Below are 22403 nucleotides of genomic sequence, written 5' to 3'. Positions count from 1 at the left end.
AGATTACAGAATTTGCCTGGCGGCTGTAGCGCGGTGGTCCCACCTGACCCCATGCCGAACTCAGAAGTGAAACGCCGTAGCGCCGATGGTAGTGTGGGGTCTCCCCATGCGAGAGTAGGGAACTGCCAGGCATCAAACAAGCCAAGAGCCCGTCCGCAAGGACGGGCTTTTTGCGTTTGTGCGCGCAGGCAAACTCACCAATCTCTGGCTAAAATAATAAGATACGCACCGTCAGCGAGGTTATTTTGCCGAACCCACCATTAACTACCAACAAGATTTCGCCAGTACAAACTTTCGTGACCACCCTGAGCTCTACCGGGTAGGGCGGGGAGAGCAGGGCGTTCTGCTGGTTGAACCTTACAAAAGTGAAATCCTGCCCCACTGGCGATACAAAAATGCTGAGGTTGCGACAAAATCTGCGCAGGAAATTTACGCGCTTTTTGAGCAGTACCGCCAGCAAGACGATTTTGTTGGTATGGATATGGCCAGAAAATTTATCCAGATGGGGTATACCCGCGCCAGACGCTACGCCAACCATAAAGGCGGAAAAAAGTACGATGATGAACGCAATGTTCGTCCCTTAGATCACGATCCTGTTAAAGCCGAAGCGGCAAAAGTGTTCAAAGGATGGTGGGATAAAATTCGTGCTGATGAAGATTATTTACAGAGAAAACAAGCGCATCAAAAAAAGTGGGGATGATGTTATGGCCTCCGGTATTGCTCGTTTTATGATGCGTATCACAAAATCAAATGAAACATAATAGAAACATTTTTTTACCTAACGTTAAATTTTAAATCTGGTTTTACTGGAATGGGTGCAATGGCCCGCAATGTAAGACAGGGGATTTAAAATGACAGAAACCGTAGCAAGTACAGATACGGATAGTAATAAAAGTGCAGACGGCGATACTCGCCGCAGGATTTGGGCAATCGTCGGTGCCTCTTCAGGCAATCTGGTTGAGTGGTTCGATTTTTACGTTTACTCGTTTTGCTCGCTCTATTTTGCCCATATCTTCTTCCCATCAGGCAACACCACTACCCAATTGCTGCAAACCGCAGGCGTTTTCGCGGCAGGCTTTCTGATGCGTCCGATTGGCGGCTGGCTGTTTGGCCGCATTGCCGATCGAAAAGGACGAAAAACCTCCATGCTGATCTCCGTCTGCATGATGTGTTTTGGCTCACTGGTGATCGCCTGTCTGCCCGGGTATGAAACTATCGGCACATGGGCACCGGCATTACTGCTGTTGGCGCGTTTGTTCCAGGGGCTCTCCGTCGGGGGAGAATATGGCACAAGCGCGACATATATGAGTGAAGTCGCAGTGGAAGGACGTAAAGGTTTTTATGCCTCCTTCCAGTACGTGACGCTGATAGGTGGCCAGTTGTTGGCGATCCTGGCCGTGGTGATCCTGCAACAGGTATTGAGTGATGAAGATCTCCGTGCCTGGGGATGGCGTATTCCCTTTGCGCTCGGCGCAGTGCTTGCTGTTGTGGCGCTGTGGTTACGCCGTCAGCTGGAAGAAACGTCGCGAAAAGAGGTGAGAACGCTAAAAGAGGCGGGCTCATTTAAAGGTCTATGGCGTAACCGAAAGGCCTTTTTGATGGTGCTCGGCTTTACGGCTGGCGGTTCGCTCACCTTCTATACCTTCACCACCTATATGCAGAAGTATCTGGTCAACACCACAGGTATGCATGCGAACGTGGCGAGTATGGTTATGACGGTAGCGCTTTTTGTCTTTATGCTCATTCAGCCCATTATCGGCGCGCTGTCGGATAAGATTGGCCGTCGTAGCTCAATGCTGATTTTCGGCGGCTTGTCGGCGTTATGCACCGTGCCCATTCTGACCGCTCTCCAGCATGTTTCATCTCCTTATGCCGCTTTTGCACTGGTTATGGTCGCGCTGATTATTGCCAGTTTTTACACCTCTATCAGCGGTATTCTTAAGGCTGAGATGTTTCCGGCTCAGGTGCGTGCCCTGGGTGTTGGGTTGTCGTATGCGGTGGCTAACGCACTCTTTGGCGGCTCGGCGGAATATGTCGCCCTGTCATTAAAATCGATGGGGAGTGAGACGATCTTTTTCTGGTACGTCACGCTAATGGGAGCGCTGGCCTTTATTGTCTCTTTGATGCTGCACCGAAAAGGCAAAGGTGTTCGTCTTTAGTGCTCGGCCAGTTGCCAGACGGCATAGCCGGTCGACGCACCGGCTATGTCCCACGCAAAATCTTTCCAGCTCCAGCCGCTTCCCTCCGGGCGGCTGTCCCAGAGCTCTTTTGATGCTCCCAGACTAACCGAAAACATCAGGCCGTAGACAGCGCTCCGGTCGCGGCTATACCCCTGACGTTGGGCATATTCATTTCCCGCAGCCGATAGCATCGCCGAGGCTAAAAAGTGTTGCGCCTTGTCCTGACCAGACCAGCTATCCTGAGCCATATGGCTGCATCCGCACAGAACCAGACAGCCTGTTAACAGGAAATAACGCACAACGACCTCCATAAAAAAGCCCCGTCAATGACAGGGCTGAAAATTACAGGATGCGGCTAATCAACCGGTCGATTCGAATACGACGTAAACGGCGAATAAGCTTACGTACTTTCACCGGATAGTCAGCAATACTTTGCAGATCGCGATAATGATTAACCACCGTAGTGTGGGTCCGGATCAGTTCCAGCTCACGCTCGCGCGAAGCGGCCAGCTCCTGGCGTGGATCGTGGATCAAAATGGCATTTTCGAGATCCAGGCGCCAGGCACGTGGATTGAGGTTGTTACCGGTCAGCAGCATCCACTCATCGTCAACCCACATCCCTTTCAGGTGATAGCTGTTGTCTTCATCTTTCCACAGACGCACAACCAGCTGATCGGTATTCACATAATACTGCAGGCGGCTCAGGAAGCGGCGCAGGTTGATCTCATACAGATAAGGCAGGGCGCCGATGATCTTAAACGGCTGATCTTCCGGGATGAAGAAATCGTTCGCGGTTTTGTCGCCAACAATAATTTCCACTTTCTTACCGTCGCGTAACAGCTGGATGATATTTCTCACCAGCACGGCCGGCAGGTTGAAGTAAGGTGTGCAGATGGTCAGCTTATGCTCGGTGCATGGCATAAGATGGAAGATGGTTTTATTCAGCAGGCTGGATTTGCCCAGGCCCACCAGCGGGGTCACCGCAAGCTGTTCATTATCCGCATCACCCTGGAAATGGAACATGGCATCGCGCAGTTCCTGACGGAAAAGACGGATGTCGTTTTTGATCTCCGGGCTTTTTGGTCGGTTCGGATCGTCAAGACGATTTACGCCGCGGCCGTGTACCAGATTCTGATCCACCCACTCAAACATGACGTCAGCCATGCGGGCATTGCGCACCAGGTGATAACGATCGTAACGGTATTTATCCAGCTGATGCAGGTAGACATCGTTCAGGCTCGCGCCGCTATACAGCACGCTGTCATCGATGATAAAGCCTTTGAAGTGGAGGACGCCAAGGGCTTCGCGGGTGTTAACCGGTACGCCATACACCGGCACGTCTACGCCCGGGTTTTCCTGCGCCATGCGACAGTACCAGTCGGCATTGGTGTTGGCCGCAGCCGCGCCAATACGACCGCGCTGGGCGCGATGCCAGTCGACAAGAATGCGGACATCCAGTTCAGGACGCTGACGTTTGGCCTCGTAAACGGCGCGTAAAATCGCGCTGCCGCCCTCATCCTGTTCAAGGTATAGAGCAATAATGCAAATACGATGCGTTGCGCTGGCAATTTTTTCCAGTAGCGTCTCCCGAAAATCGGCGGGAGCATAAAAGAACTCTACATCATCAACTGACTGAGAAATCTTCGGTAGTTGAGCAAGGTGTTGTTGATGTTTATTACGCTTAAATTTTGACAACATCACAGTGCGTTTCTTCTCTGTTCATTGAAGGATTATATGTACTATGCAGACAACAGAAGCGGGCAATCATACCACCAGTGCCGTTTAAAGTGGTCAACATTTCCAGTACCTTACTCTTGTTTACCTGCTGGCATCAGCTGCAGGGTCAACCCGACGATCCCATCTTCAAGCTGAATATCAACCGCAAAGCCCAGTTTTCGCGCCAGGGCGATCATGCCGCGGTTGTTAGGCATAGTAATGCCGTTGAGGCGGATCAGTCCGTGATCGCGCGTATAGCCAATCAGCTTTTCGAGTAACCGTCTTCCCAGCCCGAGACCTTTCAGATCGGAGCGGACAAGCACCGCAAATTCCGCATCAACGTTATCCGGATCGGAGATGGCACGTGTAACGCCGAGGATCTCATCGCCCTCATCAGTGCGCCGGACGGCAACAAAAGCCATTTCCCGATCGTAGTCGATCTGCGTCATATTGGCTAAATCTTCATGGGTAAATTCATTGATTTCGCTAAAGTAGCGGTAGTACAAATCTTCTTTGGTGACCTGTGCGATAAAGCGCTGAAGCTGCGGTTCATCTTCCGGAAGAATAGGCCGGAACAGCGACAGCTCGCCATTTTTCATCTCTACCCACTCTTCCAGCTGATGCGGATAAGGTCGGATGGCAAGCCGGCTTTCGCGATCGCCGGTATAGGCCGCCACATCCATCGTGACATCCAGCGCCGTCAGTTCGCTGCCTGATACCAGTAAAGGGTGAATGTCCAGACGCTGGATCTCCGGGCTATCGACAATCAGGTTTGATACCTGCACCAGAAACTGGCTCAGGGCGGCGATATCCAGCGGTCGTAAGGCGCTGCGCCCGCGGATCTTTTTACTCTTGATGGCCTGGATCACCAGATAGCGCGCCAGGTTCATGTTCAGCGGCGGCAGGGCAACAACCGCCTGCTCTTCAGGACGCCACTCCACGCCCCCTTCGCCCAGCATGATCAGCGGCCCGAAGACCGGATCGTGCTCCACGACTACCCGCAACTCCTGCGCGCCCGCACGGTTGGCCATGCTTTGCACCAGCAGGCCGTGGATCCGCGCCTGAGGCCAGGTCATTTTGACGCGATCGATGATGGCGTCCGCCGCCTGCTGAACTTCCGCCGCGGTACGCAGATACAACATCACCCCCTGGACTTCGGACTTGTGCGGGATATCAGGTGAACGCAGTTTCAGGGCAACCGGATAACCGATTTGCTCGGCAATATGCACCGCTTCCGCGCTGTCGCTGGCAATCCAGGTAGGCAGGGTATGCAGGCCATAGGCGGTGAGGATCGGCTGTACTTCATGGGTATCCAGCGAACGCGCGCCATCATCAATGGCACGTTGTAACAGGTCATGGGCATGACCCGTGTCGGCCGTCAGATTCCCCGGCAGGGCAGGCGTCTCCCGGAGCTGTTTCTGATTACGCCGGTATTCCACCATATGCATAAACGCGGTGATGGTGCCTTCCGGGGTACGGTAGGTAGGCAGTCCTGCCTCGCTGAAAAGACGTCGCGCCTCCTGGGACGAGAATTCGCCGCACCAGTTGGTCAGAAGCGAAACGTATTTTCCACGCGGATGCTTTTTCACGATATCAATCAGCGCACGGGCGCTTTCGCTACCCGGTGCCACGGCGCTCGGAGAGTGAATAACCATCAGGGCATCAAAATCCTGGCTATCCAGCAGAATATTCAGGGCGCTAAGGTAGCGCTCGCTGCTGGCATCGTCGCGTAAGTCGAGCGGATTGCCAGGTTCCACGCCGGGCGGCAACGCCTCACGCAGGCGCAGCAGGGTCTCTTCGCTGAGCGTGGCCAGTTTCCCGTTTCGCAGCCAGAGTTCATCCAGCGCCAGCGCTGCCGGTGCGGCACCGTTGCTGACGATCATCAGGCGTTCACCCCGAAGCGGACGCATATGGCTGAGCGTTTCGACCGCAGAAAAGAGTTCGTGGGTATCCTGAACGCGCAGCAGGCCGGCGCGCTGAATAGCGGCATCCCATGCCGGATCCATCCCGGAATGGGAGTGCAAAAGACGCTGGGCGGCAGGGCTGCGTCCGCTTTTGATCACCAGAATCGGTTTGTTGCGTGATGCGCTGCGGGCCGCGGAGACAAAGCGCCGTGCGTCGCTGAGATGTTCAAGATAGAGCAGGATAGCGCTGGTTTTGGTGTCCCGCGCCAGAAAATCCAGCAGCTCATCCACGTCAATATCCAGGCCATCGCCCAGCGCGATGAAGTATGAAAAGCCCATCTCGCGCTGCTGCGCCCAGTCGAGGATGGTATTAGAGACCGCAGCCGACTGGGAAATGAAGGCCAGTTTTCCTTTACGTATTGGAACGGGAGAGAAGCTGGCATTTAGCCCCTGCCACGGCGCCAGCAGGCCCAGACTGTTTGGCCCCAGAAGCCGCATCTGGTATCGCGTAGCGCAGGCCAACAGCTCCGCCTGCTGCTCTGGGGGCGAAGAGAGAATAATGCAGGTTTTACAGCCCTTTTTCCCCAGCGCTTCGAGCAGCGCAATATTGCGTCTGGCATGGGTACAAAGCACCGCAAGATCGGGGATGAAGGGCAAGCTGTCCACGTCCGGCCAGGCAAGCACCCCCAGTACCGCTTTATACGCGGGAGTTACCGGCAGTATCGGGCCATTAAAGCCGCCAGCGAGCAGGTTACGCATCATCAGATAACCGGCGCGCTCGGGTTTCATCGACGCGCCAATTACGGCGATGGATTTAGGGCGGAGTAAGGCTTCTAGCCCGCGCTGGCTCATACAGGTCTCCTGAAAGGGCGAGTGACCTGATGATTTTAAACGCTTTCCGGCTCGGCCGCTGTGATGCTTCCCTTATGAATGGTTTTTCCCGCCAGATAGCGTTCGCGAAAACGCGTGAAGTGATCGCCCAGCGCGCTCGCCGCCTGAACATCTCCCGCCAGATCCAGCAGGGCAATAGCCACTTCGGCAGTGCAGTACTGGCCTTCGGCATGGGCTTCACGCAGTCGATAAGCCGAGACGCGTGACAAATCGACGGAGATCACCGGCAGGGCATCCAGATACGGGCTCTTGCGAAACATTTTGCGCGCCTCGGTCCAGGTGCCGTCCAGCATGATGAACAGCGGCGGCTTGCCGGAGGAGGGCTTAGTAATCACCTGGCGCGTCTCTCCGGCGTAAGAGGCCGGGAACACCACCATCGGTTGGTAATCGGGGCTGGCAACCAGATCGAGCAGCGCCTGAGGCGGCTCGGTGCGTGACCACTGGAAGGCGGCGGTATTGGGTAAGATATCGGCGATGAGACGTCCGGTATTGCTGGGTTTCATCGGCTCGGTATCGAACATCACCAGGCAGAAACGGCTATCGGCATGGCTGGGAGTCAGGGTCGCGCACAGGCACTGCTTAAGCGGCAACAGGCAGCGCTGACAGCGACGAATGCGGTTACCACGGGCAAGAAAAGGTCGGGTCGCACGCGCCAGGCGTTCGGCGCGCAATTGCAGTACGGCGTTATCAGTCATGGGGGAGGGCGCAGAAAAAACGCCATTCTCGCAGAGGCTAGGGCGGGGCACAAGTTACGTGCCCCGGAATATCAGAGGGATTCGTTCAGCCAGCTGTCAAACGGGGCTTTTGGAACGGCACCGTTCAACATATCGACGACTTCACCATTTTTGAAAATCATGATGGTCGGAATACTGCGAATGCGGAAGCGGGCGCTTAGCTCGCGTTCGGCTTCGGTGTTCACTTTCACGAAACGCATTTTACCGCTACGCTCTTCAGCGACATCTTCAAAAATGGGCGCAAAGTTACGGCACGGGCCGCACCAGGGTGCCCAGAAGTCGACAACAACCGGCAGATCATCCTTCAGCAGTTTATCCATAGTTTCGCCGGTAGCATTAATCACGTCACCATCGAACAATTCATGACCGCAGCGTCCGCATTTTGCTCCATCATCAATTCGATCATCCGGAATGCGGTTAAGAGCCTGGCAGTTGGCACATACGGTATTCATAACTAACCTCAGGTAGAGCAGGGGGACAAAGCGGCAGGATGCCGATTATGTTTCTAAGATGTTACATATTATCAACGACACTGTTTGAAACGACAATGCGTTTTATTCAATGAGAACAATAGTCACAGGCTTTTATACGAAGTAATGGCTATGCGCGGGGACATCGGGTAATCTGCGCGCTTCGCGCAGCGCTGGTGGAGAAAAGCATGAACGACGAACTGAAAAACAAAAGCGGCAAGGTCAAAGTGATGTATGTCCGCAGTGATGATGACTCTGATAAACGCACCGAAAATCCGCGTACCGGAAAGGGTGGCGGGCGTCCAGGGCCATCTCGTGCAGACGGTGGCCGTCGCCCCGCCCGCGATGAGAGAAACAGCCGCGGTGATGACCGCAAACGCGACGATCGTAAACGTGACGACCGCAAGCGTGATGATTTCAAACGCGACGACTTTAACCGTGACGCCTCACCGTGGCGCACCGTTTCCCGCGCGCCGGGCGATGAGTCTAAGGCACCTGTCGATCACGGCAGCATGGCCGATAAACCGGTTATCGATCCGGAAGTGATCCGCCGTCAGCGTGCGGAAGAGACGCGCGTCTATGGCGAAAACGCCTGTCAGGCCCTGTTCCAGAGCCGTCCTGATTGCATCGTGCGCGCCTGGTTTATCCAGAGCGTGACGCCGCGTTTCAAAGAAGCGCTGCGCTGGATGGCGGCCAACCGCAAAGCCTACCACGTGGTAGACGACGCTGAGATCACCAAAGCGTCCGGCACCGAGCATCACGGCGGTGTCTGCTTCCTGATCAAGAAACGTAACGGTACCACCGTTAAGCAGTGGGTCAGCCAGGCTGGCGAAGATGACTGCGTGCTGGCCCTGGAAGACGTAGGCAACCCGCATAACCTCGGTGCCATGATGCGCAGCTGCGCCCATTTCGGCGTCAAAGGCGTTCTGTTGCAGGATGCTGCTCTGCTGGAATCCGGCGCGGCAATTCGTACTGCGGAAGGTGGCGCGGAGCACGTTCAACCGATTACCGGCGACAGCGTTCTGGAAGCGATCGAGCAGTTCCGTAAAGCGGGTTACGCCATTGTGACCACCTCCAGCCACAAAGGCACTACGCCGCTGTTTAAAGCGACGCTGCCGCGTAAGATGGTGCTGGTACTGGGTCAGGAGCGTGATGGTCTGACTGACGCGGCACTCTCCAGCGCCGATCTGAGCGTTTCTATCGATGGCACCGGCAATGTTGAGAGCCTCAACGTATCCGTTGCGACCGGCGTTCTGCTGGCGGAGTGGTGGCGTCAGAACAAAGCGTAATTTCGCTTTATTCGTAGGCCCGGCAAGCGTAGCGCCGCCGGGCAATGCGCCGGGTGGCGGCTTCGCCTTCCCGGCCTACAACAACTTATTATTCGCTTTCAGCCGGTAATTCCGGCATCCAGTCAATCGGCTTTTCGCCCTGTTTTTCCAGCCACTCATTCGCCAGCACAAAATGATTGCAGCCAAAAAAGCCGCGATGCGCTGACAGCGGTGACGGGTGCGGCGCTTTCAGCACGTGGTGGCGCTGAGTATCAATAATCGCCCCCTTCTTCTGTGCGTGCGATCCCCAGAGTAAAAACACCACGCCTTCACAATGTTGGTTAATCAGGCTAATGACTTTATCGGTAAACGTCTCCCAACCGAGGCTGGCATGAGAATGGGCCTGCCCGGCGCGAACCGTCAATACGGTGTTAAGCAGCAGCACACCCTGACGCGCCCAGCTTTCCAGATAACCGTGAGCTGGTCGGGTAAAGCCGGGGATGGAGGCTTCGAGTTCTTTATACATGTTCAGCAGGGAAGGGGGAATGCCAACGCCCGGTCGCACAGAAAACGCCAGACCGTGTGCCTGACCCGGCCCGTGATAGGGGTCCTGCCCCAGGATCACCACTTTGACATCGGCGAGCTCGGTAAAACGAAAGGCGTTAAACACATCTTTCTGAGGCGGATAGATGGTGATGCCGTCCTGACGTTCGGCGGCAACCGTGTTCAGGGTATTAACGAAGTAAGGCTGTTTTTTTTCTTCGGCCAGCACATCGTGCCAGGTTAAAGATGTTGTCATCTCGCTCTCCTGCGAATTTTCTCTCCCCCTAGCTTAACTGCTTATGCCGGGGGCGCAAAATTGACGGCGGAGAAAACGCTATCATGCTGAAAAATATTTAAAATTTACAAAATTATTTTAAATCAGGCTTGGGTGAAAATTGATATAAAACAATAATCTCCATCTATCACCCTTATGTTGGTGTGGTTTTTGTTGATTTATATCAAGGAATGGCGGGGGCTTGGCTGATATATATACACTCAAGCAACAATGGTTTTACCAATTGCCCTGACGAACAGGGCACACCCAATATTGTAGTCTAAGGGAGGCATCACATGATTACTGGTATCCAGATTACTAAAGCTGCAAACGACGACCTGCTGAACTCTTTCTGGCTGCTGGACAGCGAGAAAGGCGAAGCGCGCTGCGTATGCGCAAAAGCAGGCTTTGCTGAAGACGAAGTGGTTCAGGTTAACGCCCTGGGCGAAATCGAATATCGCGAAATCCCGATGGAAATCAAACCGGAAGTCCGCGTTGAAGGCGGTCAGCATCTGAACGTTAACGTGCTGCGTCGTGAAACGCTGGAAGATGCCGTTAAGCATCCGGAAAAATATCCGCAGCTGACCATCCGTGTTTCAGGCTATGCAGTACGTTTCAACTCACTGACTGCCGAACAGCAGCGTGACGTTATTGCCCGTACCTTTACCGCCAGCCTGTAATCCTTGCCAGCGTAATAATAAAAAAGCCGGGTTTTAACCCGGCTTTTTTTACTCTTCTTTCTGAGTTTCTGGCGCGCTGCCAGCAGGCTTACGACGCTTGCCCACGTTTTTAGTATCACGGTGGCGCTGCTTCACGCGCGGTTTCTCTTTTTCTTTCGCCTTTTTCTCGGCGCGTTTCGCGAGCACTTTCTTGGACGGTTTACCCGTCATTTTTTCGCTTGGCGCACGGGTGCTCGGACGCAGTTCGTCGATCACGCGGGCTTTCAGCGGCTCGTCAACGTAGCGACCAATTTTCTGCAGCAGCAGGTGGTCATGCGCCTCGACCAGCGAAATGGCGGTACCTTTACGACCAGCACGACCGGTACGGCCAATGCGGTGCAGATAGGTGTCCGCAGTGCGCGGCAGATCGAAGTTGAAGACGTGGCTGACATCGGGGATATCGATACCGCGCGCCGCGACGTCGGTCGCCACCAGCACGTTCACGCGGCCATCGGTCAGACGTTTGATGGCTTCGTTACGCTTAATCTGCACCATCTCACCTTCGAGATAGCAGTTATTGATACCCGCTTCACGCAGCCAGGTCGCCAGCTCATGTACACGCTCGCGCTTGCGTACAAAGACGATAGAACGCGTGGCTTCCGGCTGTTTCAGCAGGTGGATCAGCAGGGCTGTTTTATGCTCAATGTCATCGGCACGGTAATACCACTGATGGATCTTCTTGCGTTCGCGCGTTGACGGAGTGGCAGACACCTCAACCGGATCTTCCAGCAGACGCTCGGCAAAATCTTTAATCGCATCGCCTTCCAGCGTTGCGGAGAAGAGCATGGTCTGCTTGCGCCAGCGGGTTTCACCGGCGATGTGCTCGATATCCTGCGCAAAGCCCATATCCAGCATACGGTCGGCTTCGTCAAGGATCAGCGTTTCGACCGCACGGCAGTCGAAGTTCTCTTCTTTAATGTATTGCAGCAGACGCCCGGTCGTCGCGACGACGATATCCTGGTTCTCACTGAACACTTCGGCGTGGTTCATATAGGCCACGCCGCCGGTAATGGTTGCGATATCCAGGTGGGTGTTCTTCGCCAGCTCACGCGCGTGATCGGCAACCTGCATCGCCAGTTCACGGGTCGGGGTGAGGATCAAAATACGCGGCGGACCTGATTTTTTACGCGGAAAATCCAGCAGATGCTGCAACGCAGGCAGCAAATAGGCTGCCGTTTTACCCGTGCCGGTTGGCGCTGAACCGAGCACGTCACGGCCCTCCAGTGCAGGCGGAATAGCCGCTTCCTGAATAGCGGTCGGGCGTGTAAAGCCTTTTTCCTGGAGCGCGTCCAGAAGGCTTTCGTCGAGTTCAAGTTCGGAAAATGTCGTTACAGTCATGTTCTACCTCTGTGTGGGGCGCTGATTATAGACGTTACGGCTGCAATCTTCATCTGTTTGTGTGGATATCCCTTTTCCGTCGTTGCGCTTTCACCTATGCTACACCCGTTTCATTTTGAAGGTTGCTCTGACATGTCTCAACTCAAAGCGCAGCTGCGCCGCGATGGTTTTACTTTTAAGCAGTTTTTTGTCGCCCACGATCGTTGTGCAATGAAAGTCGGCACTGATGGCATCTTACTGGGGGCATGGGCACCGGTAGCAGGCGTTAAACGTATCCTTGATATTGGCAGCGGCAGCGGACTGCTGGCCCTGATGCTGGCGCAGCGCACCGAGCAGGCGGTCACCCTTGATGCGGTGGAGCTGGATCCGCAGGCCGCTGAGCAGGCAGCCGAAAACGTGGCGGAATCCCCCTGGGCTTCGCGCGTATCACTTCATTGTGCGGATGTTCTTGCCTGGGCGCCAGAGCAAACGGCCCGTTATGACTTAATTGTCAGCAACCCTCCTTATTATGAACCTGGCGTCGAGTGCGCCACTCCCGAGCGAGAGCAGGCGCGGTATACCGGTTCGCTCGATCATAGCGCGCTGTTAGCCTGTGCCGCCGGGTTGATCTCCGAAGAGGGATTTTTCTGCGTGGTGTTACCGGAGAATGCGGGCAGCGCATTTATTGCCAGTGCGCTGGAGATGGGCTGGTTTTTACGCCTGCGCACCGATATCGCGGAGACCGACGGCAGGCTGCCGCACCGGGTACTGCTGGCGCTGTCGCCGAAAGAGGGGGAGTGCTTCAGCGACAGGCTGGTGATCCGCGGGCCGGATCAGCGTTATTCCGATGACTACACGGCGCTGACCCACCCCTTCTATTTATTTATGTGAGCCAGCGGTGAGAGCACGGACGGTCCGGAGTGTTCAAGTTGCTCCGGGTAGTCGAGCGTATAATGCAACCCGCGGCTCTCTTTACGCATCATTGCGCAGCGCACAATCAGCTCCGCCACCTGCACCAGGTTACGTAATTCCAGCAAATTATTGGATACGCGGAAGTGCGCGTAATACTCGTCAATTTCCTGCTGGAGCATGGTAATGCGGCGCAGGGCGCGTTCCAGACGTTTTGTCGTACGCACAATCCCGACGTAATCCCACATAAAGAGTCGCAGCTCGTGCCAGTTGTGCTGGATCACCACCAGTTCATCCGGATTTTCCACGCGGCTTTCATCCCAGGCGGGCAGCTTTTCCGCCTGGCGGGCGTAAGGCATACGTTTTGCGATATCTTCCGCCGCCGACCAGCCGTACACAAGGCACTCCAGAAGGGAGTTTGAAGCCATACGGTTTGCGCCATGCAGGCCGGTGTAACTGACTTCGCCGATAGCATATAGCCCGTCGACATCGGTCCGGCCATGATCGTCGACCATCACGCCGCCGCAGGTATAGTGCGCCGCAGGCACCACAGGCATTGGCTCTTTGGTAATGTCGATGCCGAGTCCCAGCAGTTTTTCATAGATGGTCGGGAAGTGCTGCCGCACAAAATCTGCGGGCTTGTGGCTGATATCCAGATACATGCAGTCCACGCCGAGGCGCTTCATCTCATGGTCAATGGCGCGGGCCACGACATCGCGCGGAGCCAGCTCGCCGCGCTCGTCGAAGTCCAGCATAAAGCGCGTGCCGTCCGGGCGTTTTAAGTGCGCGCCTTCACCGCGTAACGCTTCGGTCAGTAAAAAGTTGCGTGCCTGCGGATGGAAGAGAGCAGTGGGATGGAACTGGTTGAATTCCAGATTGGCAACGCGACAGCCCGCGCGCCAGGCCATGGCAATGCCGTCGCCTGACGAAATATCCGGGTTCGTGGTGTACTGATACACCTTAGAGGCACCGCCGGTCGCCAGTACGACCGATTTTGCCCGGCAGGTTTCTACCTTCTCTTTATTACGGTTCCAGACCCAGGCACCCACGACACGCCGTGTGCCCGGCAGGCCGATCTTATCGGAGATGATTAAATCCACCGCATTGCTGCGTTCCAGAACCTGGATGTTTGGATGGTTTAACGCCTGGCTGACCAGTGTCGTTTCGACTTCCTTACCGGTGGCATCGGCAGCATGCAGGATCCGGCGGTGGCTGTGCCCGCCCTCACGCGTCAGGTGATAACTCTCTTCCCCGTTCGGCTGCACGTGGGTATCAAACAGCACGCCCTGATCGATGAGCCACTGCACGCAGTGTCGGGCATTGCTGGCGACAAACTCTGCCGCGTGTCTGTCCACAATACCGCCGCCAGCAATCAGGGTATCTTCTACATGGGAGTCGATACTGTCAGTTTCATCAAACACCGCGGCAATTCCGCCCTGGGCATAGAAGGTAGAGCCTTCGCTGACAGGCCCTTTGCTGAGGACAATCACTTTCTGGTGTGGGGCGAGTCGCAGCGCCAGTGAAAGGCCGGCGGCGCCGCTGCCGATAATCAGTACGTCACAGGAGAGTTCGGAAATTGCGTTCATGATGTTTGTTTAATTTACTAAACAGTGTTTGGTCAGCATAGCACCTGAATGCGATGAATCGCACGTATTTTTTTAATGCTGGTTGCAACGGCTAAACAGGACTCGAGAAGAGATGCGCGATAAAAAGAGCGAAAATATTTTGCGAAGCAGATCGTTAGCTTCAGATTTTGTGGTGAAATAAAGCCCGTCTTGCGTTACCCTGCAAGCGGGAAAATACCATTTCTTATCAGAAACTGGGTGCGTATCGTTATCAGACTTATAATGATAGAAAATGAACGGTCTGCGACGTGATTAACAAAAACAAAGGCGTGACGGAACTATTTGAAAAAAAGACCCTCAAAGCAACTGCTTGCTCACAGTGCAGTGTTTGGAGTGGCGTTTCGATAACGCGTGGATTTTAGGTTTGGGGAGACATTACCTCGGATGAGCGAGCAGTTAACGGACCAGATTCTGGTTGAACGGGTCCAGAAGGGAGATCAGAAAGCCTTTAACCTACTGGTGGTGCGCTACCAGCATAAGGTGGCGAGTCTGGTGTCCCGCTATGTACCGTCAGGAGATGTTCCTGATGTGGTGCAAGAGTCTTTCATTAAGGCCTATCGCGCGCTGGAATCTTTCCGGGGAGATAGTGCTTTTTATACCTGGCTGTACCGTATTGCCGTCAATACGGCGAAGAACTACCTCGTCGCTCAGGGCCGCCGTCCGCCTTCAAGCGATGTAGACGCCATCGACGCAGAGAATTTTGAAAGCGGCGGTGCGTTGAAAGAAATTTCGAACCCTGAGAACTTAATGTTGTCAGAAGAACTGAGACAAATAGTTTTTCGCACCATCGAGTCGCTCCCGGAAGATTTACGCATGGCAATTACGTTGCGGGAGTTAGATGGCCTGAGCTATGAAGAGATAGCCGCTATCATGGATTGCCCGGTCGGTACGGTTCGCTCACGGATATTTCGTGCGCGAGAAGCTATTGATAATAAAGTTCAACCGCTTATCAGGCGTTGACGATAGCGGGATACTGGAAAAGGTATTAGGCATGCAGAAAGAACAACTTTCCGCTTTGATGGATGGTGAAACGCTGGACAGTGAGATGCTCAACGAGCTCTCTCGCTCTCCTGAGATGCAAAAAACCTGGGAGAGTTATCATCTCATTCGCGATACCCTGCGCGGCGATACCAGCGATGTCCTCCATTTTGATATCTCAGCTCGCGTAATGGCTGCCATTGAGAACGAGCCTGTTTCTCAGGCCACTCCGCTGATCCCTGAAGCCCAACCTGCACCGCACCTGTGGCAGAAGATGCCGTTCTGGAACAAAGTGCGTCCCTGGGCGAGTCAACTGACTCAAATGGGAGTGGCTGCTTGCGTATCGCTTGCAGTTATTGTTGGTGTCCAGCACTATAACACTCAATCTGAAGTGAGCCAGCAACCTGAAGCGCCAGTGTTCAACACACTGCCGATGATGGGCAAAGCCAGCCCGGTAAGCCTGGGTATTCCTTCTGATGCATCGGCAGGTGCCGGTCAGCAGCAGCAGGTACAGGAGCAGCGCCGTCGCATTAATGCGATGTTGCAGGACTATGAATTGCAGCGTCGCCTGCATTCCGAGCAGCTTCAGTTTGAACAGGCGCAAACGCAGCAGGCTGCTGTGCAAGTGCCAGGAAACCAAACTTTAGGAACGCAATCGCAGTAATGAAGCAACTTTGGTGCGCCATGTCTCTGATGGCGGGTAGCCTGTTGTTCACTGTCAACGCCTCGGCTGATGTATCGTCCGGGGCGTTGTTGCAGCAAATGAACCAGGCCAGCCAGTCACTCAACTACGAGCTGTCTTTTATCAGTATCAATAAGCAAGGTGTAGAGTCGTTACGCTATCGCCATGCCCGTCTTGATAAACAGCCGCTTGCCCAGCTTTTGCAGATGGATGGTCCGCGCCGCGAAGTCGTGCAGCGAGGCAATGAAATCAGCTATTTTGAGCCGGGTCTTGAGCCCTTTACGCTGAACGGCGATTACATCGTTGATTCCCTGCCTTCGCTTATCTATACCGACTTCAAGCGTCTGTCTCCTTACTACGACTTTATTTCCGTAGGACGTACCCGTATCGCCGACCGGCTCTGCGAGGTTCTGCGTGTGGTCGCAAGAGACGGAACGCGTTACAGCTATATCGTCTGGATGGATGCAGAGACCAAATTGCCAATGCGGGTCGATCTGCTGGATCGCGATGGCGAGACCCTGGAGCAGTTCCGGGTGATCTCCTTCACCATTGATGATCAGGTTGGGAACAGCATGCAGAATCTGGCAAAAGCCAATCTGCCGCCGCTGCTCTCCGTGCCGGTGGGGGATACCATCAACTTTAATTGGGCACCAAACTGGATCCCTCAGGGCTTCAGCGAAGTCTCCAGTAGCCGACGCCAGCTGCCGACCATTGATACCCCCGTTGAATCCCGTCTTTACTCCGACGGATTGTTTAGCTTCTCGGTGAACATCAACCGGGCAACCCCGGTCAGCGCCGATCAGATGCTGCGCACCGGGCGTCGCACCGTCAGTACCACGGTACGCGATAACGCAGAGATCACCGTTGTAGGTGAGCTACCGCCGCAAACGGCTAAGCGTATCGCCGACAGTATTAAATTCAGGGCTGCACAATGATCAAAGAGTGGGCAACTGTCGTTTCATGGCAGAAGGGCGTCGCGCTGGTCAGCTGTGATGTTAAAGCATCCTGTAACAGCTGCGCCTCTCGCGCCGGTTGCGGCAGCCGGGTGCTGAACAAACTCGGGCCGCAGACCTCACACACCATCAGCGTCCCCAGCGCAGAACCGCTGGTCGAAGGCCAGAAAGTCGAATTAGGGATCGCCGAAGGCAGCCTGCTTGGCTCGGCCATGCTGGTGTATCTTTCGCCGCTGGTGGGACTGTTTGCCCTGGGCGGTCTGTTCCAGGTGCTGTTTGCTACCGATCTGGCCGCCATGTGTGGCGCAGCGCTGGGCGGAGTAGGTGGCTTTTTACTGGCCCGCGGCTTCTCTTCAATGCTCGCGGTGCGTGAAGAGTGGCAGCCCGTTATTCTCAGCGTCGGATTGCCACCCGATGAACTTCGCGTCGAAACGCTCTCTTCAGAAGCCCGGTGATGTACCGGGCTTTGTTTTATTTACATCTCATAAAAGAAAACGCCGGATCTTCGCGCTAAGCTTGCTGGAAGAGCATTTCCTGGTGAAGGAGATGTAGTGTAGAATGCTGCGTTTTCGCACTGAAAAACGTCAGGCTAAGAACAGCGGCCTCCAGGAATTCGTAAGGCATAATTATTTAACTATATGAAGAACATACGTAACTTTTCGATCATTGCTCACATTGACCACGGTAAGTCGACGCTGTCTGACCGTATTATCCAGATTTGCGGTGGCCTGTCTGATCGTGAAATGGCAGCCCAGGTTCTGGACTCCATGGACCTGGAACGCGAACGCGGTATTACCATTAAAGCGCAGAGCGTTACGCTCGACTATAAAGCGTCTGACGGTGAAACCTACCAACTCAACTTTATCGACACCCCAGGCCACGTTGACTTCTCTTATGAAGTTTCCCGTTCGCTGGCGGCCTGTGAAGGCGCGCTGCTGGTGGTTGATGCCGGGCAGGGCGTAGAAGCCCAGACCCTGGCGAACTGCTATACCGCGATGGAAATGGATCTCGAAGTGGTGCCGGTTCTGAACAAAATCGACCTGCCAGCTGCCGATCCTGAGCGCGTAGCGGAAGAGATTGAAGATATCGTCGGCATCGACGCGACCGATGCCGTGCGCTGCTCGGCCAAAACCGGCGTGGGCGTAACCGATGTGCTGGAACGTCTGGTACGCGACATCCCGGCACCGGAAGGCGATGCTGATGCTCCGCTGCAGGCGCTGATTATCGACTCCTGGTTCGATAACTATCTCGGCGTTGTCTCGCTGGTGCGTATTAAAAACGGCACCATGCGTAAAGGCGACAAGATCAAAGTGATGAGCACCGGACAGGTCTATAACGCTGACCGTCTGGGTATCTTCACGCCAAAACAGGTTGACCGTACCGAGCTGAAATGCGGCGAGGTAGGCTGGCTGGTTTGTGCGATCAAAGACATCCTCGGTGCGCCAGTGGGCGATACCCTGACCGGTGCCCGTAACCCGGCAGATAAAGCGCTGCCAGGCTTCAAAAAGGTGAAACCGCAGGTTTATGCGGGCCTGTTCCCGGTAAGCTCTGATGATTACGAGAACTTCCGTGACGCGCTCGGCAAACTGAGCCTGAACGATGCATCTCTGTTCTACGAGCCAGAAAGCTCGACGGCGCTGGGCTTCGGCTTCCGCTGCGGCTTCCTCGGCCTGCTGCACATGGAGATCATCCAGGAGCGTCTGGAGCGTGAATACGATCTGGATCTGATCACCACGGCCCCAACGGTAGTTTACGAAGTAGAGACCACCTCCAAAGAGGTTATCTACGTCGACAGCCCGTCCAAGCTGCCGCCGCTGAACAACATTCATGAGCTGCGCGAGCCAATCGCGGAGTGTCACATGCTGCTGCCGCAGGAGTTCCTCGGTAACGTCATCACGTTGTGTATCGAAAAACGTGGCGTGCAGACCAACATGGTCTACCACGGTAACCAGGTGGCTCTGACCTATGAAATCCCGATGGCGGAAGTGGTGCTCGACTTCTTCGATCGTCTGAAGTCTACCTCCCGCGGTTATGCGTCGCTGGATTACAACTTCAAGCGCTTCCAGGCCTCTAACATGGTGCGTGTGGACGTGCTGATTAACAGCGAGCGTGTTGATGCGCTGGCGCTGATCACCCACAACGACAATGCCCCGTATCGCGGTCGTGAACTGGTCGAGAAGATGAAAGAGCTCATCCCTCGCCAGCAGTTCGACATCGCGATTCAGGCGGCCATTGGTAACCACATCATTGCCCGTTCTACGGTGAAACAGTTGCGTAAAAACGTTCTGGCAAAATGCTATGGCGGTGACGTGAGCCGTAAGAAAAAGCTGCTCCAGAAGCAGAAAGAAGGTAAGAAACGCATGAAGCAGGTCGGTAACGTTGAGCTGCCGCAGGAAGCGTTCCTCGCCATTCTGCACGTGGGTAAAGACGGAAAATAATCCTTAAGGAGTTGGCATGGCGAACATGTTTGCCCTGATCCTGGTGATTGCCACCCTGGTGACGGGGCTGTTGTGGTGTCTGGATAAGTTTATTTTTGCGCCGAAACGTCGCGAACGTCAGGCCGTTGCACAGGCGGCCACGGGCGATCAATTGGATGCGAAAACCCTGAAGAAAGTCAGCCCTAAGCCGGGCTGGCTGGAAACGGGCGCTTCGGTCTTTCCGGTGCTGGCCATTGTGCTGGTGGTGCGTTCGTTTATCTATGAACCTTTCCAGATCCCATCCGGTTCGATGATGCCAACGCTGCTGATCGGGGATTTTATTCTGGTAGAGAAGTTTGCTTACGGCATCAAAGATCCGATCTACCAGAAAACGCTGATCGAAACCGGTCATCCGAAACGCGGCGATATCGTGGTGTTTAAATATCCGGACGATCCGCGTCTGGATTACATCAAACGTACCGTTGGCGTACCGGGTGACAAGGTGACCTATAATCCGGTTTCCAAAGAGGTGACGGTTCAGCCTGGCTGCAGTTCCGGTACCGCGTGCGGCAGCGCATTACCGGTGACCTATTCCGGCGTTGAGCCAAGCGACTTCGTACAGACGTTTGCCCGTCGTAACGGCGGCGAAGCGACCAGCGGCTTCTTCCAGCTGCCGAAAGGCGAAACCAAAGAGAACGGTATTCGTCTGAACGAGCGTAAAGAGACCCTGGGCGATGTCACGCACCGTATCCTGACCGTCTCCATCGCTCAGGATCAGCTGGGTATGTACTATCAGCAGCAGGGGCAGCAGCTGGCGACCTGGATCGTGCCGCCGGGACATTACTTCATGATGGGTGATAACCGCGATAACAGCGCGGACAGCCGTTACTGGGGCTTTGTGCCGGAAGCGAACCTGGTCGGTAAAGCGACCACTATCTGGATGAGCTTTGAGAAGCAGGAAGGCGAATGGCCAACCGGCGTACGGTTAAATCGTATCGGCGGTATCCATTAATACCTGATAAATGAATACGTAGCCTCTTTAATTAGAGGCTACGTGAATTATTTAACTGATAAATCTCTTCAGACTAACGACAACCCCTGTCGTTGCGTATAGAATATTCCCCCGAAGTTTAAGGTTGGCGCTGATTCAGTGCCACGGCACACGAAACCGCGTTGGCTTTTTCAGGACGGTTTCGTGTGCTGCATTTTTGACGCATTTATTCTATTGGTATCGCATGAACCCCATCGTAATTAATCGGCTTCAACGGAAGCTGGGCTACACTTTTCATCATCAGGAGTTGTTGCAACAGGCATTAACCCATCGCAGTGCCAGCAGCAAACACAATGAGCGACTCGAATTCCTGGGCGACTCCATTTTAAGTTTTGTTATTGCCAATGCGCTTTATCACCGTTTCCCGCGTGTGGACGAAGGTGATATGAGCCGCATGCGCGCAACGCTGGTACGTGGCAATACGCTTGCCGAAATTGCCCGTGAATTTGAACTGGGTGAATGCCTGCGACTCGGGCCTGGCGAACTGAAAAGCGGCGGCTTCCGTCGTGAATCTATTCTCGCGGATACGGTCGAAGCGTTAATCGGTGGCGTTTTCCTCGACAGCGATATCCAGACGGTCGAGCAGCTGATCCTCAACTGGTATCAGACGCGTCTGGATGAAATCAGCCCGGGTGATAAACAGAAAGATCCAAAAACCCGTTTGCAGGAGTACCTGCAGGGTCGCCATCTGCCGCTGCCATCTTATCTGGTGGTGCAGGTTCGTGGCGAAGCACACGATCAGGAATTTACAATCCATTGCCAGGTCAGTGGCCTGAGTGAACCGGTGGTTGGCACAGGTTCAAGCCGTCGTAAGGCGGAACAGGCTGCCGCCGAACAGGCGTTAAAAATGCTGGAGCTGGAATGAGCGAAGAAAAAAGTTACTGTGGGTTTATTGCCATCGTCGGACGTCCGAACGTCGGCAAATCAACCCTGCTGAATAATCTGCTGGGACAGAAGATTTCCATCACCTCCCGTAAGGCGCAGACCACCCGTCACCGTATTGTCGGTATCCATACCGAAGGGGCATATCAGGCAATTTATGTCGATACCCCGGGTCTGCATATGGAAGAGAAACGCGCCATTAACCGCCTGATGAACAAGGCGGCGAGCAGCTCTATCGGCGACGTTGAGCTGGTGATTTTCGTTGTCGAAGGCACCCGCTGGACGGCGGACGACGAGATGGTGCTGAATAAGCTGCGCGACGGTAAGACGCCGGTGATCCTCGCGGTCAACAAAGTTGACAACGTGCAGGAAAAAGCCGACCTGCTGCCACATCTGCAGTGGCTGGGCAGCCAGATGAATTTCCTCGATATCGTACCGCTGTCTGCCGAGACCGGTCTGAACGTCGACACTATCGCGGGCATCGTGCGTAAGCATCTGCCGGAAGCGATTCATCACTTCCCGGAAGAGTACGTCACCGACCGTTCTCAGCGCTTTATGGCGTCTGAAATCATCCGTGAAAAGCTGATGCGTTTCCTCGGCGCTGAACTGCCGTACTCCGTTACTGTGGAAATCGAGCGTTTCCAGTCTAACGAGCGCGGCGGATACGACATCAACGGGCTGATCCTCGTTGAGCGCGAAGGGCAGAAGAAGATGGTAATTGGTAACAAAGGTGCCAAAATCAAAACCATCGGTATTGAAGCCCGCAAGGACATGCAGGAGATGTTTGAAGCGCCGGTTCACCTGGAACTGTGGGTGAAAGTGAAATCTGGCTGGGCCGATGACGAGCGCGCGCTGCGTAGTCTTGGTTACGGCGACGACGTCTAAGCCAC

At 54.6% G+C, this 22403-nt stretch carries 22 protein-coding genes and 1 rRNA gene; 15 read left to right on the top strand and 8 right to left on the bottom strand.

Annotated features, from left to right (window positions below; genetic code table 11):
• The first annotated feature begins 15 nt into the window (after positions 1–15).
• The 3 genes from rrf (at position 16) to K5I40_RS04420 (ending at position 2159) form a co-directional block, all read left to right on the top strand.
• Positions 16–131 (top strand): 5S ribosomal RNA (rrf, locus tag K5I40_RS04430).
• 128 nt (positions 132–259) lie between these two features.
• Positions 260–700, top strand: a complete 441-nt coding sequence (locus tag K5I40_RS04425; RefSeq protein WP_251929516.1) for a DUF4385 domain-containing protein — start codon at positions 260–262, stop codon at positions 698–700.
• A 151-nt stretch (positions 701–851) separates the two neighbouring features.
• A complete protein-coding gene (locus K5I40_RS04420) occupies positions 852–2159 on the top strand; it encodes an MFS transporter (RefSeq protein WP_139563387.1) in 1308 nt (435 codons plus the stop codon).
• On the opposite strand, the gene K5I40_RS04415 is transcribed toward K5I40_RS04420, so the two are convergent.
• From K5I40_RS04415 to trxC, 5 genes are all read right to left on the bottom strand, one after another.
• Positions 2156–2491: a YfiM family lipoprotein gene (locus tag K5I40_RS04415; protein WP_171029952.1), complete on the bottom strand. Its 336-nt coding sequence runs from the start codon at positions 2489–2491 to the stop codon at positions 2156–2158. The two genes, K5I40_RS04420 and K5I40_RS04415, sit on opposite strands and share 4 nt — an antisense overlap.
• Positions 2492–2522: 31 nt before the next feature.
• Positions 2523–3878 carry a CDP-diacylglycerol--serine O-phosphatidyltransferase gene (pssA, locus tag K5I40_RS04410; RefSeq protein WP_039029777.1) on the bottom strand — a complete coding sequence of 452 codons (1356 nt, stop codon included), beginning with the start codon at positions 3876–3878 and terminating at the stop codon, positions 2523–2525.
• Positions 3879–3988: 110 nt separating this feature from the next.
• Positions 3989–6652, bottom strand: coding sequence for a bifunctional acetate--CoA ligase family protein/GNAT family N-acetyltransferase (gene pat / locus K5I40_RS04400; protein ID WP_223073634.1), 2664 nt, complete (start codon positions 6650–6652; stop codon positions 3989–3991).
• A gap of 35 nt (positions 6653–6687) precedes the next feature.
• The gene (gene tapT, locus K5I40_RS04395) at positions 6688–7386 is read right to left on the bottom strand and encodes a tRNA-uridine aminocarboxypropyltransferase (protein WP_223073635.1); all 699 of its coding nucleotides are present in this window, start codon (positions 7384–7386) and stop codon (positions 6688–6690) included.
• 71 nt (positions 7387–7457) lie between these two features.
• Positions 7458–7877 carry a thioredoxin TrxC gene (trxC, locus tag K5I40_RS04390; RefSeq protein WP_039029774.1) on the bottom strand — a complete coding sequence of 140 codons (420 nt, stop codon included), beginning with the start codon at positions 7875–7877 and terminating at the stop codon, positions 7458–7460.
• Positions 7878–8083: 206 nt separating this feature from the next.
• Here trxC and K5I40_RS04385 point away from each other — a divergent pair, with 206 nt between their 5' ends.
• Positions 8084–9184 carry a tRNA/rRNA methyltransferase gene (locus tag K5I40_RS04385; protein WP_039029773.1) on the top strand — a complete coding sequence of 367 codons (1101 nt, stop codon included), beginning with the start codon at positions 8084–8086 and terminating at the stop codon, positions 9182–9184.
• An 88-nt stretch (positions 9185–9272) separates the two neighbouring features.
• Here K5I40_RS04385 and ung read toward each other — a convergent pair whose 3' ends face one another.
• The gene (gene ung, locus K5I40_RS04380; RefSeq protein WP_223073636.1) at positions 9273–9962 is read right to left on the bottom strand and encodes a uracil-DNA glycosylase; all 690 of its coding nucleotides are present in this window, start codon (positions 9960–9962) and stop codon (positions 9273–9275) included.
• A gap of 314 nt (positions 9963–10276) precedes the next feature.
• Here ung and grcA point away from each other — a divergent pair, with 314 nt between their 5' ends.
• The gene (grcA, locus tag K5I40_RS04375) at positions 10277–10660 is read left to right on the top strand and encodes an autonomous glycyl radical cofactor GrcA (protein WP_039029771.1); all 384 of its coding nucleotides are present in this window, start codon (positions 10277–10279) and stop codon (positions 10658–10660) included.
• 48 nt (positions 10661–10708) lie between these two features.
• Here grcA and srmB read toward each other — a convergent pair whose 3' ends face one another.
• A complete protein-coding gene (gene srmB, locus K5I40_RS04370; RefSeq protein WP_223073637.1) occupies positions 10709–12037 on the bottom strand; it encodes an ATP-dependent RNA helicase SrmB in 1329 nt (442 codons plus the stop codon).
• A 132-nt stretch (positions 12038–12169) separates the two neighbouring features.
• Between srmB and K5I40_RS04365 the strand changes: the two genes are divergently transcribed.
• Positions 12170–12907, top strand: coding sequence for a tRNA(1)(Val) (adenine(37)-N(6))-methyltransferase TrmN (locus tag K5I40_RS04365; protein ID WP_223073638.1), 738 nt, complete (start codon positions 12170–12172; stop codon positions 12905–12907).
• Here the strand turns inward: K5I40_RS04365 and nadB are convergent.
• Positions 12892–14511: an L-aspartate oxidase gene (gene nadB, locus K5I40_RS04360; protein ID WP_139563383.1), complete on the bottom strand. Its 1620-nt coding sequence runs from the start codon at positions 14509–14511 to the stop codon at positions 12892–12894. The genes K5I40_RS04365 and nadB overlap by 16 nt on opposite strands.
• Before the next feature lie 358 nt (positions 14512–14869).
• Here nadB and rseD point away from each other — a divergent pair, with 358 nt between their 5' ends.
• The 9 genes from rseD to era all read left to right on the top strand — a co-directional run bounded on the left by rseD (position 14870) and on the right by era (position 22398).
• Entirely contained in the window at positions 14870–14938 is a 69-nt protein-coding gene (gene rseD / locus K5I40_RS24070) for a rpoE leader peptide RseD (protein ID WP_231313890.1), read from the top strand.
• Positions 14935–15510, top strand: coding sequence for an RNA polymerase sigma factor RpoE (rpoE, locus tag K5I40_RS04355; protein ID WP_032613187.1), 576 nt, complete (start codon positions 14935–14937; stop codon positions 15508–15510). The genes rseD and rpoE overlap by 4 nt, the downstream gene beginning before the upstream one ends.
• A 31-nt stretch (positions 15511–15541) precedes the next feature.
• Positions 15542–16192: an anti-sigma-E factor RseA gene (gene rseA, locus K5I40_RS04350; RefSeq protein ID WP_039029767.1), complete on the top strand. Its 651-nt coding sequence runs from the start codon at positions 15542–15544 to the stop codon at positions 16190–16192.
• Positions 16192–17145 carry a sigma-E factor regulatory protein RseB gene (gene rseB, locus K5I40_RS04345; protein WP_138369734.1) on the top strand — a complete coding sequence of 318 codons (954 nt, stop codon included), beginning with the start codon at positions 16192–16194 and terminating at the stop codon, positions 17143–17145. The genes rseA and rseB overlap by 1 nt, the downstream gene beginning before the upstream one ends.
• A complete protein-coding gene (rseC, locus tag K5I40_RS04340; RefSeq protein ID WP_223073639.1) occupies positions 17142–17618 on the top strand; it encodes a SoxR-reducing system protein RseC in 477 nt (158 codons plus the stop codon). Before rseB ends, rseC begins: the two co-directional genes overlap by 4 nt.
• A gap of 183 nt (positions 17619–17801) precedes the next feature.
• Positions 17802–19601: a translation elongation factor 4 gene (lepA, locus tag K5I40_RS04335; protein ID WP_039029764.1), complete on the top strand. Its 1800-nt coding sequence runs from the start codon at positions 17802–17804 to the stop codon at positions 19599–19601.
• Between the two features lie 16 nt (positions 19602–19617).
• A complete protein-coding gene (gene lepB, locus K5I40_RS04330) occupies positions 19618–20592 on the top strand; it encodes a signal peptidase I (RefSeq protein WP_138369736.1) in 975 nt (324 codons plus the stop codon).
• Between the two features lie 223 nt (positions 20593–20815).
• Entirely contained in the window at positions 20816–21496 is a 681-nt protein-coding gene (gene rnc, locus K5I40_RS04325) for a ribonuclease III (RefSeq protein WP_039029762.1), read from the top strand.
• Entirely contained in the window at positions 21493–22398 is a 906-nt protein-coding gene (gene era, locus K5I40_RS04320; RefSeq protein WP_039029761.1) for a GTPase Era, read from the top strand. Before rnc ends, era begins: the two co-directional genes overlap by 4 nt.
• Positions 22399–22403 lie beyond the last annotated feature (5 nt).

The organism is Leclercia sp. LTM14 (genome assembly GCF_023736175.1).
In the GTDB taxonomy this organism is placed as follows: Bacteria; Pseudomonadota; Gammaproteobacteria; order Enterobacterales; family Enterobacteriaceae; genus Enterobacter; species Enterobacter barmai.
Note: the sequence above shows the minus strand (reverse complement) of the source record. Positions and strands in the feature narration are given on the sequence as shown.